Genomic DNA, 14,113 nt, shown 5'->3' on the forward strand with positions numbered 1-14,113 from the left:
ACGAACGGGGCATTCCTGCCCGTTTCAACAACAGAAACCGCAAGATCGGCGCGGAGGTTGGGGGCGACGTCGCGCGCACATGAAATCGGGGCGCGGCTTGCGCCGCGCCCCGATGCTCCCAGGCCCTTCCCGGCCGGTGGGGCGAGAATGGGGCACGCCGACCTTCGGACCGACCAGGCGGTTGACTGGCTGCCCCCGCCGGGCCGTTGTCTACTGGCCGTGCACCTCACCCTGCCCGTACACCGGTAACCGCGGCCGGTTCGCGCCGCCCCGCCGACCCCCGCCCGCTGGACCTGGCCGCCGCGACGAGAACACTGAAACATGTCGCTCGGCCAGCGGACGAAGGGACGAAGCGAACAACAGCCGCTTCCCGTGGTAGGACTCAAAGACGGTACGTGCTACACCCCGCCTCCTGTCAACCCACCCCGGCCTGTCGTGTGTTGCGCCACGGCGTGTCGGATCGGTGTGTCTCACTGCGGGCACAGATGGTGGCGCAACAGCGCCTGCGCCGCCGTCCGGTGCTCCTCGGCGAGCAGCCCACCGGCGGCCAGCACGTAGTCCACGTCCACCACGGCGCGGGCGGCGCGCGGCACCGCCCACCCACCCGCGTGGTCGGCCAGGACCGCCGCCAGCACCCGCCCCGACGCGTCGGCCGGCGCGTGCCGCAGCACCCCACCGGAGCCCACCAGCAGCCGCACGTCCCGCAGATCCCGCCCGGCCCGCTCGCCGGTGGCGACACCACGGGCGTGCCGGCGCAGCGCCACCGTCGCCGCCAGGGTGGCGATCCGCGCGTCCACGGCCCGCTCGGCATCATCGGCGGCCAGGAACGCCGGGTCGGCCGCCCGCCGCTCGGCGGCGGCAGTGAGGTCGCCGGCGTCGGTGAGCAGCCGCTCCTCGACGGCGGCGCGCACCACGCCCGGCGCGCTCCACCGCATGCCGAGATCGCCCTCGACGGTGCGGGCACGCCACAGGCTGCCGGCGACCTCCCGGCCCGGCCCGCTGGCCCGCTCGTCGGGGGTGAGCACCGAGTACACGTCGGTGGTGGCCCCACCCACGTCGACGACGGCCAGGTCGCCGCCGATGGTGTCGGCCAGCACCTCCACCCCGGTCAGAACCGCGTCCGGCGTGGCCGCCCGCACCAGCCGCGCGAAACGGGTACCCCGGGACAGTCGTTTACCACCGATGACGTGCCGCAGGAACACCGCCCGGATCGCGGCCCGCGCCGAGGCCGGCGTGAGGACCCCGATGCGCGGCAGCACGTTGTCCGCGCTGCTCACCGGCACCCCGGCGTCCCGCAGCAGCGCGGTCAGCTCGGCGCGGACATCAGCGTTGCCGGCCAGGACGACGGGCGTGCGCCAGCGGGCGCGGCCCAGCCGGGTCGCGTTGTGGCGGATCGTGTCGGCGTCGCCGCCGTCGGTGCCACCCACCAGCAGCACCACGTCCGGCCGGGCCGCCCGCAACGCGGCCAGGGCCGCCGCGTCGAGCCGCCCGGCGCCGGTGTGCACCACGTGCGCGCCCGCGGACAACCCGACCCGCCGGCCCGCCTGCGCGGTGACGAGGGCCTCGTAGCCGATAACGGCCAGCCGCAGCCCACCGCCGGCCGACGAGCAGACGTACCACGGCACGTCGCGCAGCCCGAGCCCGGCGGTGGCCGCCGTGACCGCGGCGTCCAGGCCGCGCAGCACGTCACTGCCCACCGTCGTCGGCGCGGCCGCCGCGCCGACCAGGACACCGGCCGCCAGGTCCACCACGGCCGCCTTGGTGTACGTGGAGCCGACGTCCGCGCAGACCGCGAGGGTCATGAGGAAGCGGGTACGACCACGGTGCCGGTCGCGGTCACCGCCACGATCGGCGGGTCGAGGACCTCGGCGGCGGACTCGGAGCGGTCCGGGCGGCCCCGGCACACCACCACGCAGCTCAACTCCAGGGTGCGGCTGCGGGAGCCCACCCGCGATACCTGCGCCGTCACCTCGACCACGTCACCGGCCCGGATCGGCGCGGTGAACCGCACGTCGGAGTACCCGGCGAACAGGCCCTCGTCGCCGTCCGTGCGGATGCACACCTCGGTGGCGACGTCACCGAACAGCCCCAGGGCGTACGCCCCGTCGACGAGGTTGCCGGCGTAGTGGGCGTGCGCGTACGGCACATACCGCCGGTGCGTCACCGTCAACCCGAGCCGCGCGTCGTCGGTCATGCGTTCGCCTTCCGTTGCGTGATCAGGGCGTGCACCAAATAGCTGGCCACCTCGCCCGGCGTGGTGCCCCGACCGAAGATCCGGTCGACGCCCAACTCGTCGGTCATCGTCTCGTCGAAGCGGGGACCGCCGACGATCAGCAGCGGCCGCTTGCCCGCCGGCATGGCCTCCCGGAACGCCGCCGACATCTCCCGCGTGTTGTGCAGGTGCGCGTCGCGTTGCGTGACGACCTGCGACACGAGCACCGCGTCGGCCTTCTCCGCCCGCGCGGCCTCCACCAGCTCCGGGACACTGACCTGCGCGCCCAGGTTGGTGACCTTCAACTCCCGGTAGTACTCCAGGCCCTTCTCCCCCGCGATGCCCTTGACGTTGAGGATCGCGTCGATGCCCACCGTGTGGGCGTCGGTGCCGATGCACGCGCCGACCACGGACAGCTTGCGCCGCAGCCGCTGCTTGACCACCGTGTTGACGTCCTTGGCCGACAGCAGCGCGAAGTCCCGCTCCACCACCTGCACCGCGTTCAGGTCGACGAGGTGGTTCACCCGCCCGTACACGACGAAGAACGTGAACCCGTCCCCCATCGGTTTGGCGTGCACCACCATCGCCGGATCGATGCCCATCTTGTTGGCCAACTGCACCGCCGCGCCCTCGGCCCGCTTGTCGTGCGGCACGGGCAGGGTGAACGACACCTGCACCATCCCGTCGCCGGTGGTGTCCCCGTAGGGCCGAACGATCCCCTTACTCACGACCCGCCTCCAGGATCTCCGTGGCCGGGTTGTAGTAGTCGCCCTCGTGCGCGGCGACCCCGTCGAGGCCCTTGCCCCGGTCCGCGGGCCGCTTCATGATCCCGAAGGTGCCCTCGGCGATCGCGGTGAGCAGCGTCTGCTCCCCGATGCGCTCCAGCAGGTCCAGAGCCTCACCGAGCACCTGGTTGGCGCGGCGACGGATGAACCCGCCCGCCGCCGGCACGAAGTCCTCGTGCAGCCCGCCGGCCGCGCCGAGGACGTACCGCACGTTCTGCAGGGCGATGTCCCGGTCCGACAACCACGGCGTCACCACCGCCTCGGTCATCATCCCCACCAACAGGATGCCCTGACCGGTCAGCGTCCCCGCCAGGTTGAAGAACCCGTCGAGCAGGTTGCCCCGGAACACATCACCGGTCATGTGCTTCGTCGGCGGCATCCACTTCAGCGGCGCGTCCGGGAACAACTCCCGCGCCAGCAGGGCGTGCGCCAACTCCAGGCGGAACGACTCCGGCACCTCCGGGTTGATCTCGAAGGCGTGCCCCAGGCCCAACTGCCAGTCCGCCAGGCCCGCCTCGTGCGCGAAGAACTCGTTGAGCAACTGCGACACCGTCACCGTGTGCGCCTCGTCGACCGCATCGGCGGTGGTCAGGTAGTTGTCCTCACCGGTGTTGATGATGATCCCCGCGCGGGCGTGGACCTGCCGGGAGAACCGCTGGTCGACGAACGTGCGCACCGGGTTGATGTCGCGGAACAGGATCCCGTACATCGAGTCGTTGAGCATCATGTCCAGGCGTTCCAGGCCGGCCAGGGTCGCCATCTCCGGCATGCACAACCCCGACGCGTAGTTCGTCAGCCGCACGTAGCGGCCCAACTCCTTCGACGACTCGTCCAGGGCCGCCCGCATCAGCCGGAAGTTCTCCTGCGTGGCGTACGTGCCGGCGAACCCCTCCCGGGTGGCGCCCTCGGGCACATAGTCCAGCAACGACTGCCCCGTCGAGCGGATCACCGCGATCACGTCCGCGCCCGCCCGCGCCGCCGCCTGCGCCTGCGGGATGTCCTCGTAGATGTCCCCGGTCGCCACGATCAGGTAGATCCACGGCCGCTGCTTCGGGTCACCGTGCCGCTTGACGAGCCGGTCCCGCTCGACCCGCCGCCGGTCGATACGCCGAATCCCCGCGCCCACGGCCCTGCGGGCCGCCGACCGGGCCGCCGTGGCCGCCCGACCCGACGGCACGCCGAACCGCACCGACCCGGCGGCGGCCTTCTGCGCCAGCAACGTCACGTCGGTGCTGCCCTCGCGCACCAGCGCGTCGAACACCGGCGCCGCCACCCCGTGCCCCAGGCCGACGTCCGCGACGACCGCGTCGACCAGCCGGTTCACCCACGGAATGCCGTCCGGGTCGGCGCCCGTCACCCCGGCCAGGCGCAACACCGCCCGCTCCACCGACACCGTCGTGTGGCTGCGCGCCAGGTCGACCACCGGCTGACCGGCCCGCCGCGCCAACTCCCGCGCCCGCGCCACCAACACCGGATCAAGATCAAGCTTCCCGGTCACGCCACACCGCTCATCTGCTCGCTCACGACGACCCTTCCTCATAGATGACCTCGCCGCGCAGCACCAGCCGCCGGCACACCGGCAGCGGCGTCGGATCGTCCGGGCCGCGCAGGTCCGGATCCTCGGCCAGCAGCACCGGCAGGCCCCGCTCGACGCCGGCCGGCGTCGACCACACCGCGAACGTCGCCGGGGCGCCCAGCGCCAGCACCCCCTCGGCGTCCAGGTGCACCGCCCGCCACCCGCCGCGCGTGTGCGCCGCGAACGCCGCCCGCACACTCATCCGCTGCGCCGGGTTGTGATGCGCCGCCGCCGCCCGCACCGACCCCCACGGGTCCAACGGCGTCACCGGCGAATCCGACCCGAACGCCAACGCCACACCCACCGAGTGCATGGCACCCATCGGGTTCGACTCCAACGACCGCGCAAGGCCCAGGCGCGCCTCGTACATCCGGCCCGCACCACCCCACAGCCGGTCGAACGCCGGCTGCACGCTCGCCACGATCCCGTACTCCACGAACCGCGCGATCATCCGCCGGCTCATGATCTCGGCGTGCTCCACGCGGTGCCGGGCCGCCCGCAGCCGCTCCACACCCAGCGTCGCCGCCGCCGCCGCGAACCCGTCCAGCACCGTGCCGATCGCCGCGTCACCAATCGCGTGGAACCCGCCCTGCAGACCGTGCGCCGCGCAGTCCACCAGGTGATCACGCACCTGCTCGACCGTCAGGTAGCCGTGCCCGCAGCCGTCACCGTCGCCGTACGGCTGCGACACGTGCGCCGTACGCGACCCCAACGCCCCGTCGGCGAACAGGTCCCCGCCAGCGCCCACCGCGCCCAACTCCCGGGCCCGCGCCGCGCCACCCAACTCACCCCAGTACCCGTACACCTCCGGCACCCCCGCGCCGGAGATGCCCAGCAGGCCCGTGAAGTCCTCCTCGTCGGAGATCTCCGGACCGCCACACTCGTGCACCGCGGCGATCCCCAGCGACGCCGCGTGCGCGAGCGCCACCCGCTGCGCCGCCACCCGCTGCGCCCGCGTCACCGCACCCTGCGCCGCCGCCCGCACCACGTGGTGCGCGTCGCGACGCAGCCAACCCGACGGGTCGTAGCCGGCCGCGTCCACCACCTGCGGGCACGCCGCCAGCAACGCCGACGACACCAACGCCGAATGGATCGACGCCTGCGACAGGTACACCCGCCGGCCGCCGGCGGCCCGGTCCAACGCCGCCGCGTCCGGCAGCGTCGCGTCCGACCAACCCGACTCGTCCCAACCGTGCCCCAGCACCACCGCGTCCGCCGGCAGACCCGCCGCGAAACCCGCCACCGCGTCCAGCAACTGCCCCGCCGAGCGCACGCCAGACAACTCCAGCCCGGACAACGCCAACCCGGTGTCCGTGGCGTGCACGTGCGCGTCCACGAACGCCGGCGTCACCAGCGCCCCACCCAGGTCCACCACCTTCTCGGCCGGCGGCGCGTCACCGTCCGTGCCCAACCAGGTGATCCGCCCACCGGACACCAGCAGCGCGGTCGCGCTCGGATCCGCCGGACAGTGCAACACGCCGCCGCGGTACAACGTCGAGGGGTTCGTCATGACCTCAGTCTGCCGCGATCCGCGCCGCGAAAAGCTGGCGCACCCCCGGCTCGGCACGCAGCAACCCCAGCGCCAACTCCGCGTGCCCCGGCACGTACCCGTTGCCCACCAGCATCGTCACGTCCGCCGCCAGCCCCTCCGCGCCCAACGCCGCCGCCGAGAAGCTCGTCGCCATCGAGAAGAAGATCACCGTGCCGCCGTCCGCGGTCGCCAGGACCGCCCCGTGCTCACAACCCGGCACGTCCACGCAGACCACCGTCACGTCAGCCGGCGTACCCAACGCCGTGGTCACCGCCGTGGACAGGCCCACCGGATCCCGCGCGTCGGCCACCGCCACCACCGACGCCAGACCCGCCGCCGTCAGCGCGTCGCGCTCCGCCGCCACCGGAACCACCCCGACGGTACGGGCGGCGCCCGCGCGCCGCGCTGCGGCCAGGGACAGCGACCCGCTCTTGCCCGCCCCACCGATCACGGCCACGCTCACCGGCGTCGGATCACCCGCACGCCGCCGGTCCTCGACCTGACGCGACACCACCCGCGCCGTCAGCGCCGGCGCCCCGCACACGTCCAGCACGGCGAGGGACAGCTGCGGATCCTCGTCCTCGGGCAGCACCGCCGCGATCGACCGGGCGAAAAGGATCGCCCACCCGTCACACGGCACCTGCTCGCTGCGACCGTCCCAGCGGGCCAACCCGTCGGTGATCACCAGCGGCGTCAGCGTCAACGACACCAGCGAGGCGACCCGCTCGCCGGCCTTGAGTCCCAGCGGGGAACGCCGACCGGCCTCCTCGACGACGCCGATCAACATCCCACCCGAGCCGGTCACCGGGTTCTGCATCTTGCCCCGCGTGGAGATGATCTCCAGGACCTCGGCGCGTACCGCGTCACCGTTCCCGCCGTGCTTCTCCGACAACTGGCGGAAGCTCGCCGCGTCCAGGTTCAGACGCTGCACCCGGATCCGCACCTCGTTCGGCGCGATCTCCCTCGACGCGTCCAGGCGCCACGCCGCCTGCGGCAGCACCCCCGCCGGTTGCACGACGCGGTGCAGTCCCACCGGTGACGTCACGCCAACCTCCCCTGCGCAGCCGCTCGAAGCCCCGGCCAGGGCTCGCGTAACGGGAAAACTTACGGCAGACTAATTTCTTTGCCGAATATTTTCCAGTAGCCTTCGAGCTTCAATGATCCACCGCACCACCGAGGAGGGGCCGTGACCCAGACCATCCCCCAACCCCGTCACGCCCCGGTCGCCACACCGACCGCCGGGCAGCCGTACGAATACCACCGCCGCCCCCTGGTCGAACCCGACTGGACCCGCTTCCCCGGCTGGCGACACGTCACCCGCGACCAGTGGGAAAGCGCCCAGTGGCAGCGGGTCAACTGCGTCAAGAACATCAAGCAGCTGCGCGCCGTCCTCGGCGACACCATCGACGAGACCTTCTACGCCGACCTCGAGGCAGACCAGAAGGCACTGGCCACCATGTCCATGCTGGTGCCCCCGCAGATGATCAACACGATGGTGCCGTTCGAGACGATGAGCACCGAAGCGCTGCTCGCCGACCCGATCCGCCGCTACATGATCCCGGTCGCCTCCGACCGACGCACCGACTGGCCCTCACACCCCTACGCCAGCCGTGACAGCCTCCACGAGCACGACATGTGGGTCGCCGAAGGCCTCACCCACCGCTACCCCACCAAGGTCCTCGCCGAACTGCTCTCCACCTGCCCGCAGTACTGCGGGCACTGCACCCGCATGGACCTCGTCGGCAACTCCACCCCCACCGTCGACAAACTCAAACTCACCCTCAAGCCCGTCGACCGCTACGACGCCCACATCGCCTACCTCAAGAACCACCCCGGCGTACGCGACGTCGTCGTCTCCGGCGGCGACGTCGCCAACGTCCCCTGGCGCAACCTCGAGTCGTACCTCATGCGGCTGCTCGACATCGAAACCGTCCGCGACATCCGGCTCGCCACCAAGGCCCTCATGGGCCTCCCCCAACACTGGCTCCAGCCCGACGTCGTCGAAGGCCTCGAACGCGTCGCCCGCACCGCCGCCCGACGCGGCGTCAACCTCGCCATCCACACCCACGTCAACCACGCCCAGTCGCTGACCCCACTGGTCGCCAAGGCCGCCCAGACCGCGCTCGACGTCGGCGTACGCGACGTCCGCAACCAGGGCGTCCTCATGCGCGGCGTCAACGCCACGAACGCCGACCTGCTCGACCTCTGCTTCGCCCTGCAGGGCGAAGCGGGCATCCTGCCGTACTACTTCTACATGTGCGACATGATCCCCAACGCCGAGCACTGGCGGGTCCCGGTCTGGCACGCCCAGCAGCTCCAGCACGACATCATGGGCTACCTGCCCGGCTACGCCACCCCGCGGATCGTCTGCGACGTCCCCTTCGTCGGCAAGCGCTGGGTCCACATGCTCACCGACTACGACCGTGAGCGCGGCATCTCCTACTGGACCAAGAACTACCGCACCTCCATCGAGTCCGCCGACCTGGAGGCGCTCAACAAGCGCTACGCTTACTACGACCCGATCGACACCCTGCCCGCCGACGGCCAGCAGTGGTGGAGCGACCACCGCGACGACTGACGTACCCGAGGTGCTGGCCGCCCACTCAACCGGTGGCCAGCACCTCGGACAACGGCGCCGGCGTCAACCCACGCTCGCGTAACCCGGCCAGGATGTGCGGCAATGCCTCATCGGTCATCGTCGCGTTCGCCTCGGTCACATGCATGATCACCACCGAGCCGGGACGGACGTGGTCCAGCACGGCCCGCACCAGCGGCTTCCACGCCTTCGCGAACGGATCACCGCTGATCACGTCCCCGTCCACCACCGTCACACCCAACGGCGCGAGGGCGTCCAACGCCGCCGCGTCGTGGCACAACCCCGGAAAGCGGAAGTATCGGGTCTGCCGCCCCCCGTACGGCGCGAGCACCTCGAACGTCTTCGCCACGTCGGCGGCCAACTCGTCGACCGGCAGCCGGGGCAGGTCGTAACAGTCCGCCGTGAACGCCGCGTGCCCGTAGGTGTGGTTCGCCAACTCGAAGCGCGGATTGCCGGCGATCCGCCGGGTCACCTCCGGGTACCGCCGCACCCACTTGCCGGTCAGGAAGAACGTCGCCGGCACCTGCTCGCGCTCCAGCAGGTCGAGGATCCGCAGGTTCGCGTACGACCGCACCTTGCCGCTGCGCAGATTGGCCAGCATCCCGTCGGTCATGTCCGCGTCGAACGTCAGCGCGACCCGGGTGCCGGCCCGTGGCCCGTGGTCGACCACCGGCGCCCTGGTCCCCACCCTCGACGCCCCGGGGACGCTCGCAACCCCCGGCGTCGGAGTAGCTGTCGATGCGGCGCTGCTGGCCGAGGGCGCGGCGGAGGATCCGACGAACGTCGGCCGCTCCGGCGGCGGCACCCGAGAAGCCGCGCACCCGCCCACGCCAAGCGAACCCACCACAACCAGCACCCCACACCAGAACGAGCGGAGCCGTGGTCCCATCACGCGCCGCATCATCGCAGAATCGGGTACGTCTCACCGCCCCGCCCACCTCACGCCGATCTTGCGCTTTCGGTCGCCGGAATAAGCGATATGACCCCTTACGACACCACAGAAAGTGCAAGATCGCCGCACGCGGGAGCCCCGGGCCTCCTAGCGGGCCGTCGATCATGGACTTGTGGTGGGGACGAAACACTCGCGAGACCATGAATCAGGCACCACAAGTCCATGATCGACGGCGTGGAGGGGGTGGCGGGGTGGCGGCGTGGAGGGGGTGGGTGGCGAGGGGTTATGGGGTTGTGGTGCGGGGGGTGTACATGATGATGGCTACGCCTAGCAGGCAGAGCGCTGCGCCCAGCAGGTCCCAGCGGTCTGGGCGGAATCCGTCGACCACCATCGCCCAGCCCAGCGAGCCGGCCACGAACACGCCGCCGTACGCGGCCAGGATGCGGCCGAAGTTCGGATCCGGCTGGAACGTGGCCACGAAGCCGTAGCAGCCGAGGGCGACCACACCGGCGGCGATCCACCACAGACCGCGCTGCTCACGCCAACCCTGCCAGACCAGCCAGGCGCCGCCGATCTCAGCCAGGGCGGCCAACGCGAACAACACCAGCGAACGAAGCACGGTCACGCCGCCGACCCTAACGGCTCGCACGCGTGGGGTCCCGGAGCGGCATCTGCTCGGGGACCCCACGACCGCTCAGGTCACTTGTTGAAGGCGTCCTTCACGTTGCGACCCGCGTCCTTCACGTTCTGACCGGCCTGCTTGGCGCGCGCGTCACTCTGCTCACTGGCGCCCTCGCCACGCATCCGCTCGTTGTTGGTCATGTCGCCGACCCGCTCCTTCGCGGCCCCGGCCATCTGCTCGACCTTGTTCTTTGCCTTCTCGGTGAAGCTCATCGCGCCTCCTCGGTCTGGCGGTTGTCGCCGCTCGCTTGCCCGGTCTTCCGGTGCTGAAACCGGTGGTGCCGGTCGGCACACCCGCTAGGGCGTCCTAGGAAGATAGGTTGAGGGAGGGCGGCCCGGACCACGCCGCCACGGTGGTTAACTGGCCGCATGGGAGAGCTCCTGCTGATCCGGCACGGCGAGACCACCTGGAGCGCCAGCCTCCGGCACACCTCGTACACCGACCTGGAGCTGACCCCCGACGGCGAGCGACAGGCCCGGACCCTCGCGGCGTTCCTCGCCGGCCGGCGCTTCGCCACCGTCCTGTCCAGTCCCCGCTCCCGGGCGCTGCGCACCGCGCAGCTCGCCGGGCTCACCGTCGACGCCGTCGACGAGGACCTCAGCGAGTGGAACTACGGCGAGTACGAGGGCCGCACCACCGTCGACATCCACGACGACGACCCGCACTGGAACATCTGGACCGACGGCTGCCCCGGCGGCGAGTCACCCGCCCAGGTGGGCGAGCGTCTCGACCGCGTGCTGACCCGCGTCACCCCGTTGCTCGACCGCGGCACCGTGGCCCTGGTCGGCCACGCGCACAGCCTGCGGGTGCTCGGCGCCCGCTGGATCGGGCTACCGCCGTCCGCCGGCGGACGACTGCGGCTGGACACCGCGACGGTGAGCGCGCTCGGTCACGAGCACGGCCGGCAGGTCATCCTGCGGTGGAACCAGCCGGCTCCTCCGGCGCCCGGGACCGCGACCGACCAGGCGCCCCGGCACTGATCTTCGGCGGACGATTCTCGTACGGCGTGGACAGCACCACCGTCGTCCGGGTCGTCACGTTCGCCGAGGTGCGGATCTCCTGCAACACCCGCTCCAGGTCCGTCGGGCTGGCCACCCGCACCAACAGCAGGTAGAAGTCCTCCCCCGCCACCGAGTAGCACGAGTCGATCTCGGGTAGGTGGGCGAGCCGCTCCGGCGCGTCGTCCGGCTGCGACGGATCGAACGGCCGGATCGCCACGAACGCGGTCAACGGCAGGTCCAGCGCCTCGAAGGAGACCCGGGCCGCGTACCCCTTGACGACGCCGCGTTGCTCCAGCCGCCGTACCCGCTGGTGCACGGCGGACACCGACAGTCCCACCCGCTCGGCCAGGTCGGTGTACGACAGGCGGCCGTCAGCGGTCAGGGCGGCGACGATGGCGCGGTCGATCTCCTCCACGGCGAGCAACCTACCGGGAAATCGGCGCGACGGCGACGAGGAACCCCGCCGCGCCGCCCCGCGCCTGGTCAGCTCTTCGCGAGCGCCCGCGAGATCACCAACCGCTGGATCTGGTTGGTGCCCTCCACGATCTGCAACACCTTCGCCTCGCGCAGGTACCGCTCCACCGGGTGATCGGCCACGTAGCCGGCCCCGCCGAGCACCTGCACGGCGTCGGTGGTCACCCGCATGGCCATGTCGGTGGCGAACAGCTTCGCCTTCGCCGCCTCGATCGAGTACGGCCGCCCGGCGTCGCGCAGCCGGGCCGCCGCCAGGGTCAACGCGCGGGCGGCGGAGATCTGGGTGGCCGCGTCGGCGAGCAGGAAACCCAGACCCTGGAAGTCGATGATGGACCGGCCGAACTGCTGCCGCTCCCGGGCGTAGCCGACGGCGTAGTCCAGCGCCCCCTGAGCGAGCCCCACCGCGCAGGCCGCGATGCCGAGCCGGCCGGAGTCCAGCGCGGACATCGCGATGGTGAACCCGGCCCCCTCACCACCGACCAGCCGGTCGGCCGGCACCCGTGCCCCGTCGAAGACGATCTGCGCCACCGGCGAGGAGCGCAGCCCCATGGTCCGCTCCGCGGTCTGCGGCGCGATGCCGGCGGTGCCCGCGTCGGCCACCAGGCAGGAGATGCCCTTCGGGCCGGGACCGCCGGTGCGGCAGAACACGTTGTAGAAGTCGGCGCTGTGGGCGTGCGTGATCCACGCCTTGGTGCCGGAGACGACGTACGCGTCGCCGTCGCGGACCGCCCGGGTGCTCAGTGCCGCCGCGTCCGAGCCACCCTGCGGCTCGGAGAGGCAGTACGCGCCGAGCAGCTCGCCGCCGAGCATGTCCGGCAGCAGCTTGCGCTGCTCGTCGGTGCCGAACGCGGCCACCGGGTAGCAGCTCAGGGTGTGCACGCTGACCGCCTCGGCGACCGCGAGCCAGCGGCTGGCCAGGATCTCCAGCACCTGCAGGTACACCTCGTACGGCTGCGCCGCGCCGCCGTGCTCCTCGGCGTACGGCAGACCGAGCAGGCCGGCGCGGCCGATCGTGCGCAGCACGTCGCGGGGAAACTCGGCGCGTTCCTCGAAGCCGGCGGCCTTGGGCGCCAGCTCACGGTCGGCCAGCTCGGTAGCGAGGTCCAGCAGGTCGTGGGCCTCGTCGGTGGGGAGGATCCGGTCGACAGTCATAGCGCGATGAGCTCCGTGGGGGTGGTGTTGAGCCGTTGCACGCCGTCCGTCGTGCAGACGACGATGTCCTCGATGCGGGCGCCGTGCCGGCCCGCCAGGTAGATGCCGGGTTCGATGGAGAACGCCATACCGGCCTCCAGGGGCCGGTCGTTCCCGGCCACCAGGTAGGGATCCTCGTGACCGTCCAGGCCGATGCCGTGCCCGGTGCGGTGCAGGAACGCGTCGCCGTATCCGGCGGCCGTGATGGGCGTCCGGGCCGCCGCGTCGGCCGCCGCCGCGGTGCGGCCGGGCCGGACCGCCGCCACCGCCGCGCGCTGGGCCGCGTGCAGCACCGCGTAATACGCCTCGAACTCGGCCGGCGCGGTCCCGCCCGCCAGGTAGGTGCGGGTGCAGTCCGAGCGGTAGCCCGACGGCATGGTGCCGCCGATGTCGACCACCACCGGGTCGCCGACGCCGATCGGCCGGTCCGAGGTGCCGTGGTGCGGGCTCGCGGAGTTGGGGCCGGCGGCCACGATGACGAAGTCGACGCTGACGTGCCCGGCGGCGCGGATCGCGGCGGCGATGTCGGCGGCCACCTCGACCTCGGTGCGCCCGGGTCGCAGCCACTCGCCCATGCGCAGGTGCACCTCGTCGATCGCCGCGCCGGCCTCGGCGAGGGCCGCGATCTCCGCCGGGGACTTGCGGATCCGCAGCTCGCGCAGCACGTCGCCGGCGAGCCGCTGCGCGGCGCCGGGCAGCGCCGCGCGCAGGGCGAGGACCTGCTCGGCCCACATCCGGTCGGCGAGCCCGACCGCCGCCGCCGGGCCGTCGAGGGCGGCCACGACCAGGGGGTACGGATCCGCGCCGTCGGCGTGGTCGACGATGCGCAGACCGGTGGTGGTCGAAGCCTCGGCGGCGGGACGTTCCAGCCGGGGCACCACGAGCGTGGGCTCACCCTCGGCGGGCAGCACCAGGCAGGTCAGCCGCTCCCCCGCGTGGGCGTCGTAGCCGGTCAGGTAGCGCAGGTCGGAGCCGGGCGTGAGCAGCAGCGCGTCCAGGCCGGCAGCGGCGGTGGCGCGCTGCGCGGCGACCAGCCGGTCCGGCGGGTACAGCTCGTCGGTTCCCACCCGGTCAGCTTAACGGTCGTTTGGGCATCGTCAGAAGCCGCGTGGGCTCCGCGACGGAAATTCATCGGTGTTGATTGACTCGGACAGTTAACACTCTTTAAGATTT

14 protein-coding genes are annotated in these 14,113 nt (G+C 72.1%); 2 read left to right on the plus strand and 12 right to left on the minus strand.

Translation table 11 applies throughout. The features are described from left to right. Positions 1-470 precede the first annotated feature (470 nt). Genes ACQP03_RS17465 through ACQP03_RS17490 form a run of 6 tightly spaced genes read right to left on the minus strand, consistent with a single transcriptional unit; the run spans position 471 to position 7,137 of the window. A complete protein-coding gene (locus ACQP03_RS17465) occupies positions 471-1,802 on the minus strand; it encodes a glutamate mutase L (protein WP_357394298.1) in 1,332 nt (443 codons plus the stop codon). Next, positions 1,799-2,194, minus strand: a complete 396-nt coding sequence (locus tag ACQP03_RS17470; protein ID WP_357118535.1) for a hotdog domain-containing protein — start codon at positions 2,192-2,194, stop codon at positions 1,799-1,801. The genes ACQP03_RS17465 and ACQP03_RS17470 overlap by 4 nt, the downstream gene beginning before the upstream one ends. Next, the gene (locus ACQP03_RS17475; protein WP_433461180.1) at positions 2,191-2,892 is read right to left on the minus strand and encodes an OAM dimerization domain-containing protein; all 702 of its coding nucleotides are present in this window, start codon (positions 2,890-2,892) and stop codon (positions 2,191-2,193) included. The genes ACQP03_RS17470 and ACQP03_RS17475 overlap by 4 nt, the downstream gene beginning before the upstream one ends. Before the next feature lie 40 nt (positions 2,893-2,932). Continuing rightward, positions 2,933-4,495 (minus strand): lysine 5,6-aminomutase subunit alpha, encoded by a 1,563-nt coding sequence (locus ACQP03_RS17480; protein WP_357118528.1) that lies wholly within the window; start codon positions 4,493-4,495, stop codon positions 2,933-2,935. 22 nt (positions 4,496-4,517) lie between these two features. Next, complete coding sequence (locus tag ACQP03_RS17485; protein ID WP_357394296.1) at positions 4,518-6,083, minus strand: amidohydrolase; 1,566 nt, start codon at positions 6,081-6,083, stop codon at positions 4,518-4,520. A 4-nt stretch (positions 6,084-6,087) separates the two neighbouring features. Further along, a complete protein-coding gene (locus tag ACQP03_RS17490; protein ID WP_357119429.1) occupies positions 6,088-7,137 on the minus strand; it encodes a zinc-binding alcohol dehydrogenase in 1,050 nt (349 codons plus the stop codon). Between the two features lie 153 nt (positions 7,138-7,290). Here ACQP03_RS17490 and ACQP03_RS17495 point away from each other — a divergent pair, with 153 nt between their 5' ends. Continuing rightward, complete coding sequence (locus tag ACQP03_RS17495; RefSeq protein WP_357170036.1) at positions 7,291-8,682, plus strand: KamA family radical SAM protein; 1,392 nt, start codon at positions 7,291-7,293, stop codon at positions 8,680-8,682. A 25-nt stretch (positions 8,683-8,707) separates the two neighbouring features. Here ACQP03_RS17495 and ACQP03_RS17500 read toward each other — a convergent pair whose 3' ends face one another. The 3 genes from ACQP03_RS17500 to ACQP03_RS17510 all read right to left on the minus strand — a co-directional run bounded on the left by ACQP03_RS17500 (position 8,708) and on the right by ACQP03_RS17510 (position 10,486). Then, positions 8,708-9,388, minus strand: a complete 681-nt coding sequence (locus tag ACQP03_RS17500; RefSeq protein ID WP_357394294.1) for a polysaccharide deacetylase family protein — start codon at positions 9,386-9,388, stop codon at positions 8,708-8,710. Between the two features lie 487 nt (positions 9,389-9,875). Beyond that, a complete protein-coding gene (locus ACQP03_RS17505) occupies positions 9,876-10,217 on the minus strand; it encodes a YnfA family protein (RefSeq protein ID WP_357118516.1) in 342 nt (113 codons plus the stop codon). 74 nt (positions 10,218-10,291) lie between these two features. Then, positions 10,292-10,486 (minus strand): CsbD family protein, encoded by a 195-nt coding sequence (locus ACQP03_RS17510; protein ID WP_357118513.1) that lies wholly within the window; start codon positions 10,484-10,486, stop codon positions 10,292-10,294. A gap of 156 nt (positions 10,487-10,642) precedes the next feature. Between ACQP03_RS17510 and ACQP03_RS17515 the strand changes: the two genes are divergently transcribed. Then, positions 10,643-11,254 carry a histidine phosphatase family protein gene (locus ACQP03_RS17515; protein ID WP_357118510.1) on the plus strand — a complete coding sequence of 204 codons (612 nt, stop codon included), beginning with the start codon at positions 10,643-10,645 and terminating at the stop codon, positions 11,252-11,254. Here the strand turns inward: ACQP03_RS17515 and ACQP03_RS17520 are convergent. From ACQP03_RS17520 to ACQP03_RS17530, 3 genes are all read right to left on the minus strand, one after another. Next, entirely contained in the window at positions 11,184-11,690 is a 507-nt protein-coding gene (locus ACQP03_RS17520) for an Lrp/AsnC family transcriptional regulator (RefSeq protein ID WP_355051132.1), read from the minus strand. The genes ACQP03_RS17515 and ACQP03_RS17520 overlap by 71 nt on opposite strands. Positions 11,691-11,758: 68 nt before the next feature. After that, entirely contained in the window at positions 11,759-12,901 is a 1,143-nt protein-coding gene (locus ACQP03_RS17525) for an acyl-CoA dehydrogenase family protein (RefSeq protein WP_357394291.1), read from the minus strand. Next, entirely contained in the window at positions 12,898-14,007 is a 1,110-nt protein-coding gene (locus tag ACQP03_RS17530; protein ID WP_357394289.1) for a M24 family metallopeptidase, read from the minus strand. The genes ACQP03_RS17525 and ACQP03_RS17530 overlap by 4 nt, the downstream gene beginning before the upstream one ends. Between the last annotated feature and the right edge of the window lie 106 nt (positions 14,008-14,113).

The organism is Micromonospora sp. CA-248212 (assembly GCF_050948405.1).
Lineage (GTDB): Bacteria > Actinomycetota > Actinomycetes > Mycobacteriales > Micromonosporaceae > Micromonospora.